Source organism: Pseudomonas sp. EL_65y_Pfl2_R96, assembly GCF_963970905.1.
Taxonomy (GTDB): Bacteria; Pseudomonadota; Gammaproteobacteria; order Pseudomonadales; family Pseudomonadaceae; genus Aquipseudomonas.
Genome location: NZ_CAXAQH010000003.1, coordinates 267,254 through 289,145 on the forward strand (window position 1 = coordinate 267,254; position 21,892 = coordinate 289,145).

Sequence of the window (21,892 nt, forward strand, 5' to 3'; positions counted from 1 at the left end):
ATCAGCGGTCATCTCACCTGTCAGATCTGACAGTAGACCAGCCCTTGTCTGCAAGCGCTAAATCAGCCTGACGCAAGCAACCGCCAACCCGCTGACGGGATCCGGCCCTGGTTTTTGCCTGAAGGGAAAATAGCGCAATGAATGCATCCGACAATCGTCCGATCCACCAATTGGTCAAGGCTGTGCTGGGGGAGGAGCGCAATGATGCCGGCCTGCCTTTCGATGATTACATCGCGCAGAACCCCAGCGTGTTCGACTTGATAAAACTGGGCGCCGGCGGGTTGCAGAAGCTTGGCCTGGGCCGCGAACAGGCCCACTCGTTGATCGCCCGTGGCAATGCCCTGGCGTTGTACATGGCCAGGGTGTATCGCGAGCAGAGTCTGCGCGCTGCACCGACGCCAGACGATGAAAAGGCGTTGGTGCCGTTGCCCACGTACACGGAACAGTTCAACCCGGATATCAACGGCGCCGCCCCGCCAGGCAGCCCTGAGCACGGCGCTTCGACCACCGCTTACATGGTGGCTCTGCGTGAATGGGTACGAGACTACATCGTGCCGCAGGGCGATCCGGCCCAGGCCATCGCGCTGGAGGCGCGCCGGCCGGATGTGGATCAATTGCTGATCGACGAGATGGCGATCAACCACGTGCAGTCACGACTGGAAATCGCCAGCGCGGTGCTTGAGGCCCAGATATCGTCCTGGTCCCATATCCACTACCCGACCGTCAAGGCGTACCTGCGCACGATCCGTTTTCACAACAGCCTGCCCTATGACCACGACTGGGAAAGCCTCACTCATGTTGTCGGCGAAGCGGTGAAGAAGGGGGCGCTGGGGGACATCATTCGCCGGGTCGACCTGGATTACCCGTATTTCAAGAACCCGGGCGCCCGGGGCGATCGCGCCGATGTGGCCTTGCAACTGAGCAGCGGCATCGGGCCGCTGCATTTGTCGTTGCTGCTGGAAGACCCGTACTTTCCCTTGAATGGCGCGATGGCCAACGTGCCGTTGTGGAGGGTGGATCCACGTACACGGCTGGTCGATGCGGATCCGCAAAAGTCCGCCGACGATTTCTATCTCGACAACTTTGGCAGCCTGGCGAATTTCCTCGAAAGCCTGCGCAGGCTGTGGATTTTCAAGGATGCAACACGCCTCGATCAACGCAAGGTCGATTGCTTGCTGGGGCATGGTGCCTTTACGCCCAAACTGTCGGCCAACGCCCCGGCGCTGGGTAACCCGGATGTGCCGCTGACGGGGGTCACGGCAGGTGCCCGTTATATCCATGGGGGGGAAGCCCCAGCTATCGATATCGTGCCAAGCGTCGTGGGGGCTCGGTTCGAGCTGATTCATGTGGGCGAGACGAATTTCGAGGCTCTGGAACACCGCATGGACCGGATCAATCGCAAGTGCCGGCTGGATCGCATGCTGCAGTTGCCCAGCCATCAGGTCGATCAACTGCTCATCGCAGCGATGAACGCCGAACGTCGTGGCACCGGGGAACCGTCGATCTGGATTCGCCCCAATACCCTGCGTTGTCTGGGGCTGTTCAAGGAGTTGAACACGGCTTACGACTGTAAGGCCGAAGAGTTCGCGGCGTTCATCGACGTGCTGTCGGTGTACGGCCAGGACGGGCAAGAGTCGCACTTTGATCGGGTGTACAACCGAGAGGCGATGTATGAAACAAACCTGCGCATCGACAATGTCGAGTTTGCCATCGTGCCGCGCACCGAAGCCGAACAGCTGACGGTGCATCAGATTTGCAGCGCGCTGGACATCAACTTCGAGACCTACCGCTACCTGGCCACGGTGATCGCCGAGGCCTATGGCCTCAAGACACACTTGCAGCGCAGCCTGGCGATTCTTTCCAGTTTCTGGCGTCTGGTGCGGCTGGGCCGATTGTTCGGGCTGACGCCTATCGAGTCGACCGCGCTGCTGCAAACCCTGAGCGAAGGCGAAGGCCTGGTGGCGCAATTGGCGGGTGAGCCAGCGGTGTCCAGCTACGGCTCGGGAGACGGCGCGGATGCGTTGAGCGCCATCCGCGGGCTAATGAGCGCTGCGGCATGGGCCCGCGACTACGATTTACCGGTGCTGTGGTTGGTGCAAAACGTCAACCCTGTGTATGTGCCGACCGTTTGGTCGCAGGCCCAGGAGCAGTTTCTGCGGCAATTGCGCAGCCAGGCGCAAGCGGTGCTGGTGCAGGAGGCCACGCTGCTGGAGGAAGGTGCCCCGTTACGGGACAGTCATGAGCAGCTCGTCCAGTGGCTGGCGCTGCTGAGCCCTTTGGTGGACGACAACGGCTTGGTGATCGGGCGCCATGGTGAGACCGAGACCCAGTATCTGGCACGTGCCGACGCAGAGATCGAAACGATCGCCAAGTCTGTCTATTCGGAAGATGAGGACGCCCCTGAACGTGAGCCTCTGCAGAACCTCATCCGCACCATCGTGCTGCGTTGCCGGGACGAGCAGCGGGTGGTGGTGGAGGAAGGCATTTCGGTTTATCTGAAACTGGATTCGTTGCTGGCCGCGCAGGTGTTGTCCTGGGCCCAGGGGCACGTGTATGACTTTTTGCAAGAAGCCATGACGCTGCAGCCTGCACGCCTGCAACAGGTGCTGGAGAAACCGGACTCATTCCTGCAAATGCTTGCGGAGCTGGAGCGGCGCGGCAGGATTGCCGACAAGCTTGGGCTGAGTCCGCAAATGCTCGCCACACTGCTGACGGGCGAACAGTATCAATGGTTCAGTCTGCAGAGCCCGTACGAGATCTCGATCCGGGCAGTGTACTACCTGGCGTTCTACCGCCGGCTGATTACCCGGGCCCGCCAGCCCGAGGAAAAAATGCTCGACTACCTGCTTCAGGTCAACCAGTTGCCCGACGACCTGAGTGAGGACGGATTGCGCCTGGTTCGTGATGCCGCCGCCGACAAACTGGCCACCTATTTCGGCTGCGGGATCCGGCATGTGCTCGAATGCGCCGAGCACATCAATCACGAGATCGAAGGCAGCGATAGCCCGGCCCGGCCCATTCTGCGCAATCTGGCGCACCTTGATGTGCTGGATCGCACATTGGAGCTGGCCAGGCACGGGATGGATGCCACGGCAGCGCTGCGCCTGGGCACGTTGTACCCGCTGGATCTGGAACCGGCCTATGCCTTGGCCGCGCAAAGCGCGCTGGAAAGCCTGGCCCGATTCAATGCCATGACCACCGCCCAGGATTCGGCGGAAGTCGGGCAGAGTTTTACCACCCGCTGCGTGGTGGACAACCCGACCCTGATCGCGAACCTGCCACAGGAAGTGGCGGAGTTCGAATGCTTGCTGCTCGACTTTTACGGTGAGCCGCTCAAGGGCGTGGACATTCACTGGTCGACAGACCTTGGGGCGATGCTCACGCCGGTGACCCGCACCGATCATCAGGGGCGGGCCTGGGCCCGGCTCCAGGCGGGGGCGCGGATGGGCACCGCCCATGTGTCGTTCAATTTGCCGCTGTATGAGCCGGTGTATGCCCCATCGGTGGTGATCGACTGCGATGAGGCGACCCTGAAGTTCAATTCCGAGTTGAGCGGGCTGCCGCCCCGAGATCCGGTGTTGGCGGGGCGTCTGTGGGAGCAAGAGATGTACGCTGTGCTGATCGACGATTATGGCAACCGGGGGGCTCATCGTCAGGTGGCCTGGTCCACCACGCTGGGGCAAATCCGCCCCAGCCAGACGTACACCGACAAGGATGGCCTGAGCCGGGTGTGGATCTCCAGCGTCAGTCCGGGTAATGCCACCCTTGCGGTCGGCAACGTGGAGGGCAGCCACAAGCTCACCTTCAGTCGTCCCATTGTGTTTGCCGACAAGCCACGGATTCTCGACAAGCCCGCTGTTACCGCGGTGGTGATGGTCGGGCATGCCTTGCCGGTACGCTGCCAGGTTGTCGGGCTCGACGGTGCACCCGTTGCGGGCGAGAAGGTGATGTGGTGGACGAGTGTCGAACCGACCAAAGTCGAGGCGGCCAGCGATACGGACGGGTTCTCCGATTTTTCGGTGGCCGATCCGCAGTCCGGCGATCTGACGATCTATGCACAACTGGGCTCTGATCCCGTGGTCGAGGTCAAGGTGTGGGTGGTGAGTGACGCCGTGATTCAGAACTATTCGCAAGTCATTCGCTTCCCGGTGGCCGGCGCGACGCGGCCGACGTTGCTGTGGGTGGATGTGAAGGAGTCGAGCGACGCGGATGCGAAGCCGGTTGGCAATTATCCGGTGTTGTGGAAGGTCAATTCGACACCACCCGTGGAGGTGTCCATTGCGACCGATGCGCAAGGTCGAGCGGTGTATCCGTTCACGTCGGCGTTGCCTGGCCTATTTGTCGTGACCGCCGATCTGGTGCTTCATCCACCGCTCACGCAACGGTTCGATTTGACTGTCGTTCGCGCCTTCGAATGGAAAGTCGAGCTGATCGAGATTGGGCTCAGCGGCGAAATCCGTGTGCCGATCACCCCCGGCACCGACGAGCTCACCCTGTTCCGAAACGGGCATTACCGCCTCGAAATCGCTCCGGCCGACGCCTCGCAACTCCGGGGCAGCCAGGGTGCGCTGGGGTGGAGTTCCGACTATTCCACCCAGGCGCTGGGCATGGTGTTCACCCCACCTTTGGCCACGCGTTTCGAGTTCACCGATGACCCCTGTCAGGTGGAGATCCGCACCGCCGACATCCGAAACGGTCGGTTCCAGCTGAGCCTGTTCTGCGACCGCTTGAATGAGGCACTGGTGATCGAAGGCACCTTGGGCAAACGCCCCGTCACCCGACGTTCATCGTCGACATCATGAACTGATTGGTTGTCCGCAGGCCCGGCCTGAACACTGCGTTTGCAGGCCGGTCGGGTCATTACCCAGCGACAGGGAGAAAAACACAATGGAAACGCTGCAAATCAATGAGCTGACGCAACGTTACACGGCGGCGATGGTGGAAGCGGTGCTGGGTCAGAAGCTATGGTCAGGCGCCGTCACCCTGCGTACCTCCGAGGAATTGAGCGAATATCTGATGCTCGATGTCCAGGACAGTGCGCAATTGGAGGCCACCCGGATTTCCTCGACCGTGCGGACGTTGCAGCAACATATCCAGTCGGTCTACAGCGGCATGGAAAAGGGGTACGAAAACGGCCATTTCGAAGAGGAGGATTTGCAGTACTGGTACGGGATTCTGAGTCACTACAGCACGTGGTCGGCCAATGTGTTGCTCAAGGATCAGGCGGAAAACTACATTGTCCCGTCACTGCGCCTGAACAAAACCACGCTGTTTCTGGCGCTGGAAAACAGCCTTAATCAGATGCGCCTGAGTACCGGGTCGGTGCAAAGGGGCTTGATGGAGTACACCCAGGCCTTCCAGCGCATCTGTGATCTTGACGTGCTCAGCGGCTACATCGACGGGGCGAACGTTCAGGACGCACGCTATTACCTGATCGGGCAGGAACGGACAGCGCCGTTTGCTTACTACTTGCGCAGTGTCAACGTCGAGCTGGACAACGCCAGCAAAAAAATCAACCCGGCTGCCTGGGGTGAATGGCAGAAGATCGATATCGCCACCACCGGCACCGTAGTGGACATCCGCTGCGTGAATTGGCTGGGGCTCCCGGTTTTGGTCTGGTGTGAATGGCGAGAGCGCCAGGTCGATAGCAACGGCGTGGTGCAGACACCCTGGTCGCTGGAAATCAAACTGTCCTTCAGCTCCCTGAACGGTCAGTGGTCGGCGCCGTTGTCGCTGCATCAGCGTGACTGCGAGTACGACGTGTCCAATGGCCGATTGACCGTTGTGTCACTGGGCGACGGTGATCCGAAGGACGATCGATTGGCCGTTTGTTACACCAACCGCCACGGCCTGGACGGGCGGGCATCGTTCCATGAAATCGAAATTCATGAAACCCGCGATGCGTTGTTCCGCAAGGTGGTCGATGACACCGCGACCCTGCTGACGATGACCTTTGGCCGTTTCAGGAACGCGGCCAGCCTGCAACAAAAGGTGGTGCCACAGGATTATTCGACGGTCACCATTACCAGCGCTGTGGAAACGTCAGGCTCAATCAATGCGAATTTTTTTCTGGATGCCGTCTATACCCGCGAGCAAGGGGCGGACAGCAACTTTTATGAGGTGCTCAGGGTTCGGGGACGCTGCGATGCCGTGCAGGAAAACGGTCGTGTACTGCAGCGCATGTCGATCAGTTGGAGGGCGGTGACGGAGGATACGTCTGTCGACATCAGCATTGTCGATGCCGGCGAGAAGCAGTTGCGAATCACGCTGACCACGCGGGAAAAGCCGTCGAAGGCTTATGACGTGCAACTGCCCAAAGATGCCAGCAAGGAAACGGTCCATTCATTCGCTGCCGCCGACTTCAAGGAAACATCGGTCGGTGACGGGATCTGGGTGGCAGAAGCCGTGGCCACGCTTTCTGCGACTGCATTGACGTATCTGCTTGGAAGAACGCAAGACGAGATTCGGGCCGGCGCCGGCTTTTTCATCACCGGCCTGGGTGATGCCGTGTTGAATGAGCAAAATCAGGTGGTACCGAGGGTTCTCTATGCCCCTGTGGTCTTCAAACTCAACATGGATCAATCGACTGAAGCTGATCCACTGCCCTGGATCTCGACCGGCGTACTGGACGGTCAATACGCGACCCCTTGGCGGACCTATAGCCGGGAAACCGCATCGTTGGGGGTTAACAATTTTCCCATTGGTTCGAATATTGACTTTTTTTTCGGTGAGGCGGATGAGGGCCAAAAAGGATACGGGCGCAACAAGTTCTCCGTCTTGTTGAACGAGAGACCGCGCCTTTACACCACCCCGTCCCTCGACAAGAGCAGCGCCGAGGGGGCGCAGTTTCTGAGTTTCAACAACAGCCAACAGGTGCTCAAGTACTCACGGGTGAACTCCACGTTCGGCCCCGTGCTGACCAGCCGGGCGGCAGTGTCGGTCGATGCGTTGCTTTCCTGGGACACCCAGCATGTGGACGAGCCGCTCATGCCCGATGGAACGATTGAGGAAAACGGGCCATTCGACGGCTGCAACGGTTTGTACTTCTGGGAGCTGTTTTTCCATACACCGGATCTGGTGGGTTCACGCTTGTCGGCGGAAGGCCGTTACCACGAAGCGCAGAGTTGGTACGAGTACGTCTTCAACCCCTTGGCGCGCGAGGTCAAGCCGTCGGAGAGCCCGCAGCCCGATGATCCGGTGGTGATTCCGGCACCGGCGTACTGGCGCTGCCGTGCGCTGCAAAACGAGAACATTGATAGTTCGTATGAACGTGCGGCGCCGTCGGATCCGGACGCGATCGGTTATACCGCACCGATTCACTTCAAGATCGCCATTTTTCTGCGTTATGTGGAAAACCTGATCGAGTGGGGGGACGGCCTCTATCGCCACCTGGATTACGACAGCATGGTTCACGCCGCGCTGAACTACAGCAGGGCACGGACGTTGATCGGCGAAGAACCGGTCACTGAAACGGCCAGCACATGGCAACCGAAGCCACTCAAAGACGTGCTGACGAGCGTCAGCGGGCGCGACCCCCTGAAAGCCTTCGAAGCCGACTTTGAACTCAGCCTGGCCGATCTGCCCACCGGCATGCTGACCACGCCGCGTTTCGACCTGTTGGGCTCAGGTGTGTTTCGCCCCGGGCTCAATGAGCGTCCCAAAGCCTTGTGGGACCTGCTCGACGCGCGGCTGAACAACTTGCGCAACAACCGCTCGATCGACGGTCAGCCGCTGTCGATTCCGCTGTTCAGCCCGACCATGGATCCGTTGGAGCTGTTGCGGGCGCAAGCCAATGGCACTCTGGGGACGTTCCGCAACCCGGGGGGGCAGGTGCAGGTCGTGCCTTACAAATGGCAAACCGTGCATAACCTGGCACTGCAGGGCGTGGAGTTTCTGATCCAGCAAGAGGATCAGCTCAGGTCATGGCTGGAGCAGCGTGACCGGGGCGAATTGGAGGAGTTGCAACAAGGCCACATGATCGAATTGGCTGACTATGCCCGTTCGATCCACGAGGCGACGATCGCCCAGCTTGAGGCCACCGCTGCGTCGTTGCGGCAAAGCGAAAGCATGATCAAGGCCCGCGCGCAGCACTATCAGAACTTGATCGATGAAGGGGTTTCCGAGGCTGAGTACGGCGTTCTGGAAAAAAACAGGATTGCCCGGTATGTCGCCGGGGGTGCTGGGGCATTTCGGGCCGCAGGGGCGGCACTGGATCTGGCTCCCAATATCTTTGGGACATCCAACGGCGGTATGCGTCTGGCGGCTGTCCCGTACGCTTTCGCGGAGGTGGCTCAGTTGACGGCGGATCTGATGATGCGCGAAGCCGAAGAGGCCAGCATCATTGAGCAGCAGAGGCGGCGCCAGCAAGAATGGGAGCTGGTGCGCGACCAGTCCAATGCCGAGGCACGGGTGTTGCGCGAGCAACTGCTGGCCCAGGATCACGCGATCAGCGCCGCTCGGGCCAGTCTGCAACAGACTGAAATAGCCAATCATCAGGCCAAGGCGGTGTACGCGTTCTACAAGAACCGCAGTACTGGCCTGGAGTTGAGCAACTGGGTCGTTGGGCAAGTGAAGACTTTGATCTACCAGGTTTACGACGTGGTCGCCGGCCTGTGCCTGTGTGCCGAAACCTGTTGGCAGTATGAAATGGCTGACTACAAGACCCGTTTTATCCGCCCGGATGTCTGGATGGACACCTGCCACGGGTTCACGACCGGTGCTTCGCTGAAGCTGGATCTGCTGAGGATGGCGGCTGCGCGCATCAAGCGCGACGAGCGCCGGCTGCAGTTGGTGAAAACGATTTCCCTCAAGACGCTGATGGGCGAGGTCAAGTGGAAGGAGGGCTTAGATATAGGGAAGCTGGAATTCGAGCTGAACGAAAAACTCTTCGATCAAGACTACCCGGGCCACTACTGCCGTCAGGTCCAAGGGTTGTCACTGACCTTCCCCGGTCTGTTGGGGCCTTACCAGAACATTTGCGCCACGCTGGTGCAAATCAGCAGCGCCACGACTCTTGAGCCGGAAATCAAGACTGTCGAACACTTGCACGGTGTAGATGGGGCCACGCCGATTCTGGGTTCTCTGGTGCAGAACCTGCGTCCTTACCAGCAGATAGGGTTGTCTTTGGGGCTGGACGACAACGGCATTGTCGATGCTGTGGATGATGACCGTTACGCACCTTTTGAAAAAACGGGCGCCCATGCCAGTTATGTCTTGACGTTCCCCAGGCATGGCCAGCCTTCCCAAGCGAGTCTTCTGCAGTCATTGACGGACGTCATTCTGACGCTGAGATATCAAGCCCGGGATGGCGGGGCGAACTTCGCCACCGCTGTTGAGGGCTTGCTCAAATCTACCTCCGAAACCAGTTCGCCCGATCAGGCCACGGGTACCACACGCGCAAGGAAGACGCAGCCATGAGCGAAGAAAATGTATACGCCAACCACAACTTCATTCTCAACGGCGACTTTCAGGATGTTCTGAACGACTGGATCATCAATGACGAAATAAAGGTCACCCGGCAGGAAGGGCTATGGCAGGGCAAAACGATCGGCTTCATGAATGCCGTCAATATGGGGGAGGGCTATCAGGAGATTACCTTGGCATCATCGCCGCGCCCTGAATCCGGCAAGGCGGATTACAAGCTGATTTTCTGGTACGAGGCGGTACAAGGCGCCGTAGGTACGCTGCGGATCAATCCCGGTCTGGGCGAGGAAGTGGATCTGACGCTTGTGCCTTCGCGCGAGGCTGAAGCCGAACAGGCGTTGAATCTCGACCAACCTCTGCTGGATCTCAATCTCACCGAGTACGCTTACCCGCTCACCCTCGATGCTGCGGAAACTACGGTCAGGTTTACCGTTATCAGTCCGGATAATGGCGGGCCGGGCAGGCCGGGCGCCGTGCGGGTCACCTTCATGCGTTTGGAGTTGCAGCTGGAGCCGTTGCAGCTGGACAGTGTGATGATCGATGACGAACCACAATCCCCCGCTGAACCGCTGCACCTGTGCTTTGGCGCCCATCATGACGTTGCGCTGCAAGTGACCGGCGGCAATGCGTGGAATGGAACGTACGCAGGGTTGCTGGTGAACGGCGGCGTGTCTGATCCTGAGAACATTCTCAGTGCCAGCCCACGGTGGGGGCTAGAGCATCCAGTCAGCGACCCGTGGACGATAACCTGCGCCGGGATTGTTGAAGACAAGGAAGTTGAGCACACCCTGCACGTACGCAGTTATTACACCGCCGACCTGTATCCGCTGCGCACGGTTTCCGGTCATTTTCAGCTGGATGTGATCTCGCTGCAGGAGGCCGCTTACTATCCGGTGATCGACCTCGATCAGAGCGTGGAACTGCGGGTGCGGGTGGAGTCCCATTACACCAAAACGCCATTGGCCAATCGCTTGGTCACCTGGACGTTGAAAGGCCCGACTCCTGCGGACGATATCGTGTTGGACATGCAACCCTCAGGCGGGAACGGCGAGGCCGGTTTTACCTGGACACCGGACGTAGAAGGCGACTGGGAGATCGTGGCCTCGGTCGACAGCCACTATGAAAAGGACGATGCCCGGCATGTGTTCAAGGTGCGTGTCCTGAAGGAGGACCCGTGGCTGAGTGCGACTTTTGCGCTGGATGGATCGCCCCGTGAATGGATGTGGGGTGCGAAAACCGGCTACCCCTGCCGCGGAGCCACCCATGAAGTCAGGCTGGCGTTCCTGTCAGGTCACGCATTGGCCGACTCCGAGCTGTCGCTGCATTGGACGGGGGAGGACACACCTGAAGGACTGGGTGTGACATTCAACCCCAAGCTTGAAACCGGGGAACCCGTTGTGGGGAGCGGGTTGGCATGGCGCATGGCGTGTGAAAACCGAAGAGACAGTGTTTTCGAATTCCATGTCAGCTGCTCGAAATTGCTCAACCGGTCGCCCTCGCAAACGCTGAACCTGGCCCACAACTGGTTGGCTATCGGGGATGTGAAGCCGCCGTCGAGATTTCCTGCGGTGGGCGGTCCGAAGCTGCCGATGTCCGTTCAGATTCGCTCGCAGGTGCCCGGTGTGGAGGCGGTCCGGGAGGTTGATGTTCAGTGGAGCATTGATGGAACACCAGAGCCCACGCTGCCGACGGGAGCAGACGGCTGGTGTGAATACGGGTACGACCCTGTCGCAGAAGGCCCTTTCAAGATCAAGGCAAAAGCCGTCAGCCCTTACGATGACGCGGAGCCGGGGCATGAGTTCACGGTCACGGTATTGGCTGAGGATCCATGGAGCAAGCTGGTCACGGTGACATTGGATGGCCAGAAAGAGGGATCGGTCGGACTCCTCTGTTTTCGCGATGCACAGCCGGTAGACCTGCTGATCTTGCCCGGTGACGATACCCTGTTGGACGAAGAGATCTATCTGGATCTGAAAAGTGATGCCGACTTGGGCTTTGATTTCGAACCTTCGATGAAAGACAAGCGTCGATTGACCAGAGACGGACTGATCTGGACGGTTCGTTCAACTGCCGATATCAGTGCGCCTTTCCAATTGCATGTGTGTCATGACGAGTTGGCACCCTATGCGTTGCAGGGACGATTGCTGTCACAAACGCTTGAGGACGACGGAACGTTCACGTTTGACGGCAAGGAATTGGCCCTCGAAAACATGGCCTATCCCTGCCTGGGAGGCCAGCACACCTTAGCCTTTACGCCAAAAGCGGGCAGCCTGTTGACCGGGCTTGAGGTCGCCGCGAAGTGGGCCTCAAGCAATGCCCTCGATGTGACGTTGGCGCCTGACCATGCGCGGGATCTCCCAAGTAATGGCCTGGAGTGGACGCTGGACGCTCGCGCCAGTACCGAAAGCGGCGCGTTGGGGCTCTCGCTGGAACTCAATCAAGCCGGGTTCACTTACCCTCCGGTGCCTATGTCGCTGGGGCACAACCGAATCAAGATAGCCGACGTACGCGGGCCCACTTTCGATATGTTTGTGGGCGAGACCGCCTTTCTGGAGATCAAGGCCCAGTCGTATTACACCGAGCGGTCAGTACCCGGTGTCGTGGTCAGCTATGAGGATGGCGACACTGTTACGCCGGTTCCGACACAGGAGACTGGCTGGGCACGCTTTGCCTACACAGCCACACAAGCGGGCCCTGTAGAGGTGATTGCGACCGTGCCAAGCCCTTACGATGGCCCCGACGACGCCCCCTCTTTCACATTTGAATTCACAGTGTTGGCCGCAGCACCCATGGGATCGGATTCGCCTCCTGTGTCGACTTCTACAACAATGACGGACGAAGGATCGCTCATGTCTGAAGAGCAGGAACCAGGACACAACGCTATCGAGATCGGCGAGGTGCGCGAGGCCGCTTTTGATCCGGTGGTGGGCGAAAGCGTCTGGCTGGGGATCAACGTTCGCTCGTCCGGCACCCGACGGGCCGCTTCCGGTGTGGAGGTGGTTTTTACGGCCGAGCTAGAGCATGCACGGGTGGAAACGGATGGCGAGGGGTGGGCGTATTTTGCCTACAAGGCCGAACAGGCAAAGGATGTTCAGGTGGTCGTCGCCACGCTGGAAGGTGTCAGCGATGGCGCTGAGGCGGATCCGTTCCATACCTTCCGTTTCAAGGTATTGGCGGCGGGTGTCTGGGACGATGCCCGGATTCAGCTGAACGCTGACGTTCCTTCCACAGTCTGGGGCGAAGAGACCAGGTTTCCTCGGACTACCCAAGCTCATACCATCAAGTTGGTGGTCGACAATGCGAGCAGCCATTTGCTCGGCCGTGATGTCTGCCTGGGGTTGAAGGGGGACTCCTTGCCCTCAGAGCTGGGGATTACGAATGTGCAGCCGGCGCTGGGCGTTGCCCGAACCTTGACTGCAGAAGGGTTGAGTTGGCAGTGCACCGGCACGATCGGCGGGGCTTACAACCTGCAACTTGAGGCATCGCGCCTGCTCAAGCAATCGCCGGTCAATGCGATGTCGTTGGGGCCGGTTCCTTCTGCCGGGCTGCCGGCCGCTATTGTCTATCGCGTGGGAAATCAACCGTGCGAAATCAAGGATTCCGAGATTGTCGTGAAGATTGCGCTGGGGAGCCCGGTCGAGTTCAGCATCTCGGTTCCGCCAGAATGTCTGAACGAGTCGGTGTCGTTCCGACAGCTTGGAGAGTTTGATATGGGATTCGAACCGGGACTGGATTCCCCACGCAAGTTCAACGAACTGACTTTGGAGTGGACAGTGATCGCTTCGAGATGGGGCATTGAAGATTACATCTATCAGCTGACGTTCTCTCAATACCCGGACTCTCCACAAATACTGAAATTCCTGATTGAGTAACCGAATGCAGGTTTGATCGAAGGTTAGAAGGCTCCCGCTTTCTTCCAGCTCAAATACCGCGTCACCAGCTCGGCCCCCAACTCCCCAGGCCGGGCTTGCAGCACCGCAACGCCATGAGCACTCAAGCGCTCATGGCATTGCGCGCTTGCGTTCAGGTAATCCACCGTCCCGCAATAGGCCAGTGCTTCGTCCAGAGTCTGCACCGGGCGATGGCGTATTTCATCGAGCACGTTTTCCCGAAGGCTCGCCACGAGCACACGATGCTGCAGATTCAGGCGTTTGACGGCGGTCAGCAATTGCTCATCGTCTTCGTCGCGCAGGTTGGTGATCAGTATCACCAGTGCCCGGCGCTTCTGTCTGGCCAGTAATTGATTCGCCGCAGCCTGGTAGTCGGCGGTTCGTCGACTGCTGTCGACGTCGTAGACGGTATTGAGCAACACCGTGAGGTGTTCGGTGCCTTTGACCGGGGCGAGGTAGCGCGGCTGTTCGCTGGCAAAGGTGCTCAGGCCGACGGCGTCACCCTGGCGCAGGGCCACGTAGCTCAGCAACAGACAGGCATTGAGCGCGTGATCAAAATGCGACAGCTCATCGTCCTGGCTACGCATTTGCCGACCGCAATCGAGCATGAAGATAATCTGCTGGTCACGCTCGTCCTGGTACTCCCGGGCAATCGGCGTGCGTTGTCGGGCGGTGGCCTTCCAGTCGATTTGCCGTAGGCTGTCGCCTTCTCTGAATTCGCGCAGTTGATGAAACTCCAGCCCCAGGCCGCGTCGTTGGCGTTGGCGCACGCCGAGCTGGCTTAACCAGTTATCCACCGCCAACAGCTGGCCGCCATAGAGACGGGCGAAGTCGGGGTAGACGCGGGTGTTGTCGGTCACGTTCAGCAGGCGTTTGTCGGACCACAGGCCCATTGGACTTGGCAGGCTGATTTCGCAGCGTTCGAAGGTGAAGTGACCGCGTTTCAGGGGGCGCAAACGATAGCCGATCTGGCTGTGCTGACCGGGTTGAAGCTCGACCGACAGGGGAAGGTGTTCGAAGTCCAGGCCGTTCGGTACATGGTCGAAGATTTGAATGTTCAATGGCTGGGCAAAATCATGTGCGATCTCCAGGCGCACCTCACCCCATCGACCGAGCGCCAGGCTGCCGGGCATCTGCCGTTGCACGCGGGGCGAGGGCAGGCGCTTGAGGCGGATGGCGTCGAGTGTCGCCAAGGCCAGCAGCGCCAGCAGCAATCCCCAGTTGATCGATAAAAGGCTCGATGGAACCTCGATGTCCAGTGCCCGCAGTGTGCCCGGCACGATGCCGATGGCCAGCAGCACGGCGAGCCAGATCAGCAGCAGGCGCGAGGGTTTCATTGGCGCACATCGCTTGTGGCGAGGGAGCTTGCTCCCGCTGGGGTGCGAAGCAGCCCCAAAACCAGCCGACACAGAGTGTCAGGTAAAACGCGCCTACCGGTATTGCGACTGCTGCGCAGCCGAACGGGAGCAAGCTCCCTCGCCACAGGGGTGGTCTGCATGGCTGTGTTCACAGGCGCGGCGCCGGCACTTGGTCGAGCAGTTGCCTGAGCACCTGATCGACTTCCAGCCCTTCGATGTCCAGCTCCGGGGCAATTCGCACACGGTGACGCAGCACCGCCAGGGCGCAGCCCTTGATGTCGTCGGGAATCACGAATTCGCCACCGCGCAGCAAGGCCCGAGCACGGGCGCAACGTACCAGCGCGATTGAGGCGCGTGGCCCGGCACCGAGGGTCAGTCCCGGCCAGGTCCGGGTGGTGCGGGCCAGGCGCACGGCGTAATCGAGTACCTGATCGTCCAGCGGCAGGTCGCTGGCAATGCGCTGCAAGGCCAGCACGTCCTTGGCTTGCAACACGGTGCGCAGCGGTTGCACGTCGAGCATATCGGCTCGGGTCGAACGGCTGACCTGACGCACCATGTTCAATTCCTGATCGACGTCCGGGTAGTCCATGCGCACCTTGAGCATGAAGCGGTCGAGCTCGGCTTCCGGCAACGGGTAAGTGCCTTCCTGTTCGATCGGGTTTTGTGTGGCGAGCACCATGAACGGTTGCGTGATGGGCAGGGCACGGCCCTCGAGGGTGACCTGGCGTTCCTGCATGGCTTCGAGCAGCGCTGCCTGGGTTTTCGCCGGGGCGCGGTTGATCTCGTCGGCCAATAACAGGTTGGTGAACAATGGGCCTTTGCGCAGTTTGAATTGCTCGGTCTGCAAGTCGTACACCGCGTGGCCGGTGACGTCGCTGGGCATCAGGTCCGGGGTGAACTGGATGCGTGCGAACTCGCCGCCGAAGCAGCGGGCGAGGGCGCGCACCAGCAACGTCTTGCCCAACCCCGGCACGCCTTCGAGCAGCACATGGCCGCCGGCGATCAGGGCAGTGAGCACGTCGTCGATCACGGTGTTCTGGCCGATCACGGCTTTTTGCAGTTCCGTCCTTACCGCTTGGGCCAACTGGCTGGCGCGCTGGCGCTGCTGGGCGGCGTGGGTCTGTGTGCCGGGCTCGATCTGTTCACTCATAAGGCGTTCCTCAAGGTTTGCAGGTGGGCGACCTGACGGCTGAATTCAGCGCTGGACAGCCGCTGTTTCGGTCGCGGGCTCATGGCCTGGCTGATGGCGCGTGTGGGCTGGCCAGTCAGGCGTGAGAGCACCAGCCATTGTTCGGCGACGCCGAGTTGTTCAAAACCGGGATGACGGTGACGGACACGGCGCAGAATGTCTTGCTGCAAGGCGTGCAACAGGCTGTGCTGTCCGCTGCGGCGCAGCATGAAGTCGGCGCTGGCACGCAGGTGTTCCTGAAGTTGCCGACGCGCCCTTGGGGCCGGTTCCAGCAAAGGGCCGCTGCGCACGCCGACATGCCAGCACCCCAAAGCGATCAAGGCGATCAGGGCCACCAAGGCTTGCGCGAAGTAGCGCCACAGCAAGGTCAGCAAGCTGTCGCGATCGGTATTGAACAGCAGGGTCACGTCGGTGTCGGCCGTCAGGTACCACAGCAGCCAGGCATTGTCGTACCGGTCGATGGCCGGGGTTTTCCAGAGGTCGGCGTCGGTGACCACGGTGATCGAACCCAGCCCGTGACCCAGCTGCATCATGTGCGTGGCCTTGCCACTGTTGGCCCAGGCCTGGGCGAGGTTTTTCGGATCGTCGAGGTGGAACGCCGTGTCGAAGCTGAAGTAGGCCGGTGCCTCTTCGTTTTCCAGATAGAGCTTGGTCAGTTTGGGGTAGGGGTCGTCGTCGAGATCGGGTGGCGAGTCCTTGAGGTCTTTGCTCAGGAACTGGTGCAGCTGCACCCGGTTGAGCAGCAGGTCATTGCTCTGACCGGTCTTTTCATCCCACAGGGCTTCGGCGACAAATAAAAGGCGCCCGCCGGCCCGGGTCCAGTTCAACACCTGATCCACCTGTCGCGGGGACATGTTCGACCGATCGCCGAGCAATAACAAACTGCGCCGATGAGGCTCAAGGGTCGGCAGGATGTCGAGGCTGTTGGCGTGGCTGACGGTCAGGCCCTGTTTACGCAGAAAATGCTCGGCCGCCAGGTAGGGGTTGGCCTGGGCTTCAGGGGACGGGCCGTGTTCGATTTGTACCTGATAGGGCATGGCCTTGAAATACAGGTAAACACTCAACGCGCCCAGGAGCACGGCGATGAACACGCCGACCGCCAGCCACCCCCTGCGGTTCAACGGGCCGCTCCCGGGCCGAATAGAGCGCGCCAGCCGTCACAGAGTTCCTGTTGCAAATGCGCGGGGGGCAGGCGATGCCCGTAGGCCATGTTCTGCCAGTGCCCGGTGAGGCTTTTACTGAAGGCCAGCAAGGCAGGTTGTTGCAGTTGTTCGACGCGCTGAAGCACCTCGCCTTCGGTGTCGGCGGGTTTGAGCGCCATGTTGAAGTCGTTCAGCAAGTGGCTGAGCAAGGCGCGATAGAGCAACCCGAGGGCTTCACGGGGGTGGGTCTGCCAGAGGCTTTCGGCGCTGGCCGCGACATCGGCGGGCAGGGTTTCGCGGTTGAGGTCCAGGCCGAACGCCTGCTGCGGTAACGGCCGCGCGACTTTACGGTTTAACGCTGGGCGACGGCTGACGAACGCCTGCAACCCGTCGCGGTAACGCCAGATCAACAGGCCTATGGCGCCGATCACCGCGCCCCACAGCAACACTTCGATCAGGCTGGCCAATGCGCCGAAGCGTTGGCTGTCCAGCAAGCTGAACAGCGCCTTCAACCAGGCGGGCGTTTGACCATTGTCCGCAGTGTCGGCGGCGGGTTTGTCATCGCCAAACCGATAGCGGGTCACCGTTTCCTTGTTCTTGAACGGTGGCTGATCGAGGATGGCCTTGATGCTGTCCCGGGACGCCTGACTGGTCAGCGGTTGTTCCAGCAGACGCGGGCTGTCCGGTGAAATGACCGGTTCGGCGGCCCAGACGCTTTGCGCCGTCGGCATCAGCAGGATCGCGGCCAGCAGCAGCGTGACGACTGCGCTGCTCAAGCGTTGGCGCAACCGGCGGAACACCAGCTCGATATCCCAGGCTTCAAGCACCGTGCGCCGGTTCAGGTAAAGGCTGAAACCACAGGCCACATAGACCGGTTCCCAGGCCACCAGCACCAGGGCGTAAAAAGCATTGGTCAGGTGTTCCAGCCAGAGCCAGTCCTGCACGGCGGCGGCGATCAAGGTCTGCCAGCCCCAGTCGAGTTCGATTTGCTGCGGCAAGAGCATGTAGAACAACACCATCAGGCCGATCCACAGCGCGCCTTCCAGGTGCACGCCGATGATGGTCAACCACTGCGCGGCACCGGCGTTGCGCTGCAATAGCACGCGCAAACGTTGTTGTCGTGCTTCGCCCCCCAGGCCTTCGAGTTGCACCACCGGCATCAGAAAACTGCGGCTCAGGCTCAGGCGGCGCCAGGTCAGGCTGGCCAGCAGTTGCGGTTTGAGCAGGCGCGGCCATTGGCGCAGGGCCTGTTTGAGCGTGGGCGTTTCGCCGAACATGGCTTTGGACAGGATGTACAGCGGCAGCCGGTCGAACGCCGGTTTGAGCCACCAGAACAGGAACAGGGCAAGGGAGGGCGAGTCCCACAGCATCAGGGTGAGCAGGGCGAAGATTGGCAAGGTCACGATGGCCCAGCTGGTCATCAGCAGGCGTCGATAGCGCTGACTCAGCAGCACGCCCAGGTCCATGGCTTCCCAGCTTGTGCGCGGGCGGATCACTACGCTGGCGTCACTCAGGCGCATGGCGGGTCCGTCCGGCAAACAGCAGGTAAGTCGCCATCGACACCCAGAGCGCTACGCCAACCAGGTATTTGGTCAGCGGCGCAGTTGCGGTCCGCGACGACCAGTAGGCTTCTATGAACGCCGCAATCAGTAGAAACAGCATGACCCCGCAAATCAGCGACACGCTTTTGCGCGCTGCCAGTTGCAGGGCTTCGGCCCGTGACAAACGACCCGGCGCGATCAAGGCCCAGCCCAGTTGCAGGCCGGCAGCACCGGCCAGGGCAATGGCGCTTAGCTCGAAGGCGCCATGGCCGATCACGAACGACCAGAAGGTTTGCCCGTAGCCGATGTGCGTCAGGTGCCCGGCCACGGCGCCGATCATCAAACCGTTGAAGAACAGGAAAAACGCGCTGCCCAGGCCAAACAGCAAACCGCTGGCGAAGGTCTGAAAAGCGATGCCGATGTTGTGCATGATGTAGTAACCGAACATCATCCAGTCTTCACTGGCCGCCCGTTCGGCCGAACGTCCCAAATGACCGGCGACGGGGTCGTACATGCTTTGCATTTCACTGACCTGTTCGGCCGGGATCAGGTTGTAGACCAGGTCCGGGAACAGATACACCAGCAAGGCGAAGCCGATCAGGCTGGCAAAAAACATCAGGCCGGCGGCAAGCACAAAGCGCCACTGTTCGCGCACCAGTCGCGGGAAATCGGCCAGGATGAAACTCAACACGTTGGCACCCAGTCGATTGCGATGCCGATAAAGCTGTTGATGCCCACGCAGCACTTGCTGCTGCAATGAATCGATCAAAAAACTGCTGTAACCGCGCTCCTGAGCCAGGGCCAGGTGTTGGCAGAGCCGTCGATAGTCCTTGGGGAAGCTGGCGATTCGTGAGGATTCCTTGCCTCGTTCCAGCTGTTCGAGCATGAGTGCAAACTGCTCCCATTCGGCCTTGTGGCGGCTTTCGAAAAGGTTTTGCTTCATGTGGGGCCCAACAGTCCACGGGCGATGCCGTTGAGTTCGGCCACGGTCTGTGGCTTCGATACCTGCAACGGTTGCGCGAGTATCGAGGCGAGTTCTTTGACCCGCGCCTCGGAGAGTTCACCCTGGCGTTCGGCAAACCCGAGGATGGCGCGTTGCTCGGTCAGTGTCAGCGTGAAGGCTGCGCGCCGCGGCGGGACGTCGGGTAGTTGCGGCCGGGTGAGGGGCTGTTCGCGGTAGATCACCAGCGTGCCGGCAGCCAGGTCGCCGAGGCGCTTGAAGGTGGGATGTTGCAGGCAACTGATCGCCCCGAGGAAGTAGCCGAACGGCAGCATGTCGACAAATCGCAGCAGGTTGCGCAGCAACGAAGCGGACCAGCCGATCGGCGTGCCATTGTCGTGTACCACGCGCAATCCCATCCATTGCTTGCCCGGCGAGCAGCCCTGATTGAGCACCTCGAACAGCACCATGTACCACCAGCTCACCACGAACAGCAGAATCGAGCCAAGCCCTGCACCGAGTGTTCCGAGAAACGCCAACACCATAAACAGCAGGCCCAGGATCAACCCGCGCAGGCCCAGGTCGATGGCGAATGCCAGCGCACGGACCATCAACCCGGCCGGGCGCAGCGGCAAATCGATGCCTTCGGGCGTTTCGACCTGATACCGCGTGTCCAGTGGCGGGGCCAGCGTCGCTTTCCCTGGCAGTGCTGTGGTCTCGAGCATGGGCAACCTTGGTGTGGCTGGTTTGCGAATCGATGTCCGTCCGATGCTAGCAGTCTCTCGGGGGCAAACGACATAACTATGTAATGCACAGTGAGTGACAAGAGGTGATTGAATGACAAGATTTCTGGTCGGGGCAGCCTGTGTGCGCCTAGACTTCGCCGGTCTTCAGTTCAGGAACAGCCCGTGACTTCGATCTTCTGGTACGACTATGAAACCACTGGCATCAACCCCCGTTGCGACCGCCCGCTGCAAGTGGCGGGGATTCGCACCGACTTCGATCTCAATGAAATAGACGAGCCGGTCAACCTTTATTGCCAGCCCAGTGACGACATCCTGCCTCATCCGGCGGCCTGCACGATCACCGGTATTACGCCCGCGCGTCTGGCCGAGCAAGGGTTGAGCGAAGCCGATTTCATGACCCGGGTTCATGCTCAGCTCGCGGCGCCCGGCACCTGTGGGGCGGGGTATAACACGTTGCGTTTCGACGACGAGATGACCCGTTACAGCCTGTATCGAAACTTTTTCGACCCCTACGCACGGGAGTGGCAGGGCGGCAACAGCCGCTGGGACTTGATCGATGTGGTGCGTGCGGCGTATGCCTTGCGTCCCGATGGCCTTGTCTGGCCTACGGATGACGAAGGACGGGTGACGCTCAAACTCGAACGCTTGACCGCCGCCAATGGCATCGATCACGGGAATGCCCACGAGGCGCTGTCGGATGTTCGCGCCACGATCGCTCTGGCGCGTCTGATCCGCGAAAAGCAGCCGAAGTTGTATGACTGGCTGTTTCAGTTGCGCAGTAAACAAAAGGTGATGGATCAGATCCGGTTGTTGCAGCCGATGGTGCATATTTCCGGGCGCTTTTCGGCGGCCCGCCACTATGTGGGGGTGGTATTGCCGTTGGCCTGGCATCCACGTAATCGCAACGCGCTGATTGTCTGTGACCTGCACCTGGACCCTCAGGGGTTGCTCGACCTGGATGCCGAAACCTTGCGTCAGCGGCTTTACACCCGCCGGGACGAACTGGCCGAAGGCGAACTGCCGGTGCCGCTCAAGCTCATACACATCAACAAGTGCCCGGTCGTGGCGCCATTATCGGTACTTCGTCCTGACGATCAGCAACGTTTGGGGCTGGATATGGCGCTTTATCAGGGACGGGCGCTGCGGCTAAGCGACGCACAACAAGTTTGGCGAGATAAAGTGTCGGACATTTACAGTCGTGACGATTTCTCTCCGAGTCCGGACCCCGAGCAACAGTTATACGACGGTTTTATCGGTGATCGGGACCGGCGCCTATGTGAGCAAGTCAGAACCGCCGACCCTGCGCAATTAGCACAAGAGCAGTGGCCTTTCGATGATGAACGTTTGCCTGAGTTATTGTTTCGTTATCGGGCGCGCAACTTTCCCGATACGTTGAGCCTCGAGGAGCAAGAACGCTGGCGAATTTTCTGTCAGCAACGTTTGACTGCACCCGAGTGGGGCGCGCCAAATACGCTGGAAAGTTTTCTGACGGCTGCCGCCCAATTGACGATTAGTCCTACATCGTTTCAGCAAGAGGTCCTGGATGAATGGCAGATTCATGTCCAGGCATTACGCAAACGTTTGAATCTTTGAAAACGAAAATGACTTGCACTTGAATTCCGGGCATAAAAAAACGCCAGCATTTGCTGGCGTTCTTCAGGTC

The 21,892-nt window shown here is 60.2% G+C and carries 10 protein-coding genes; 4 read left to right on the top strand and 6 right to left on the bottom strand.

Translation table 11 applies throughout. The features are described 5' to 3' along the window. Positions 1 to 137: 137 nt before the first annotated feature. From AACY49_RS05600 to AACY49_RS05610, 3 genes are all read left to right on the top strand, one after another. Positions 138 to 4,802, top strand: a complete 4,665-nt coding sequence (locus AACY49_RS05600) for a Tc toxin subunit A (RefSeq protein WP_339522221.1) — start codon at positions 138 to 140, stop codon at positions 4,800 to 4,802. 85 nt (positions 4,803 to 4,887) lie between these two features. Next, positions 4,888 to 9,417, top strand: a complete 4,530-nt coding sequence (locus AACY49_RS05605) for a Tc toxin subunit A-related protein (RefSeq protein WP_339522223.1) — start codon at positions 4,888 to 4,890, stop codon at positions 9,415 to 9,417. Then, positions 9,414 to 13,295, top strand: coding sequence for a hypothetical protein (locus AACY49_RS05610; protein ID WP_339522225.1), 3,882 nt, complete (start codon positions 9,414 to 9,416; stop codon positions 13,293 to 13,295). Before AACY49_RS05605 ends, AACY49_RS05610 begins: the two co-directional genes overlap by 4 nt. 23 nt (positions 13,296 to 13,318) lie before the next feature. Here AACY49_RS05610 and AACY49_RS05615 read toward each other — a convergent pair whose 3' ends face one another. The 6 genes from AACY49_RS05615 to AACY49_RS05640 all read right to left on the bottom strand — a co-directional run bounded on the left by AACY49_RS05615 (position 13,319) and on the right by AACY49_RS05640 (position 20,208). Further along, positions 13,319 to 14,650, bottom strand: coding sequence for a DUF58 domain-containing protein (locus AACY49_RS05615; RefSeq protein ID WP_339522227.1), 1,332 nt, complete (start codon positions 14,648 to 14,650; stop codon positions 13,319 to 13,321). Between the two features lie 169 nt (positions 14,651 to 14,819). Then, positions 14,820 to 15,821 carry an AAA family ATPase gene (locus AACY49_RS05620; protein WP_339522229.1) on the bottom strand — a complete coding sequence of 334 codons (1,002 nt, stop codon included), beginning with the start codon at positions 15,819 to 15,821 and terminating at the stop codon, positions 14,820 to 14,822. After that, entirely contained in the window at positions 15,818 to 16,981 is a 1,164-nt protein-coding gene (locus AACY49_RS05625) for a DUF4350 domain-containing protein (RefSeq protein WP_339522231.1), read from the bottom strand. The genes AACY49_RS05620 and AACY49_RS05625 overlap by 4 nt, the downstream gene beginning before the upstream one ends. Continuing rightward, entirely contained in the window at positions 16,978 to 18,522 is a 1,545-nt protein-coding gene (locus AACY49_RS05630) for a DUF4129 domain-containing protein (protein WP_339522233.1), read from the bottom strand. Before AACY49_RS05630 ends, AACY49_RS05625 begins: the two co-directional genes overlap by 4 nt. Continuing rightward, on the bottom strand, positions 18,509 to 19,486 hold the full coding sequence (locus AACY49_RS05635; RefSeq protein WP_320393515.1) for a stage II sporulation protein M: 978 nt from the start codon (positions 19,484 to 19,486) through the stop codon (positions 18,509 to 18,511). Before AACY49_RS05635 ends, AACY49_RS05630 begins: the two co-directional genes overlap by 14 nt. After that, positions 19,483 to 20,208, bottom strand: coding sequence for an RDD family protein (locus AACY49_RS05640; protein ID WP_258699385.1), 726 nt, complete (start codon positions 20,206 to 20,208; stop codon positions 19,483 to 19,485). The genes AACY49_RS05635 and AACY49_RS05640 overlap by 4 nt, the downstream gene beginning before the upstream one ends. Positions 20,209 to 20,391: 183 nt before the next feature. Between AACY49_RS05640 and sbcB the strand changes: the two genes are divergently transcribed. Then, positions 20,392 to 21,822, top strand: a complete 1,431-nt coding sequence (sbcB, locus tag AACY49_RS05645) for an exodeoxyribonuclease I (RefSeq protein ID WP_258699386.1) — start codon at positions 20,392 to 20,394, stop codon at positions 21,820 to 21,822. Positions 21,823 to 21,892: the final 70 nt, after the last annotated feature.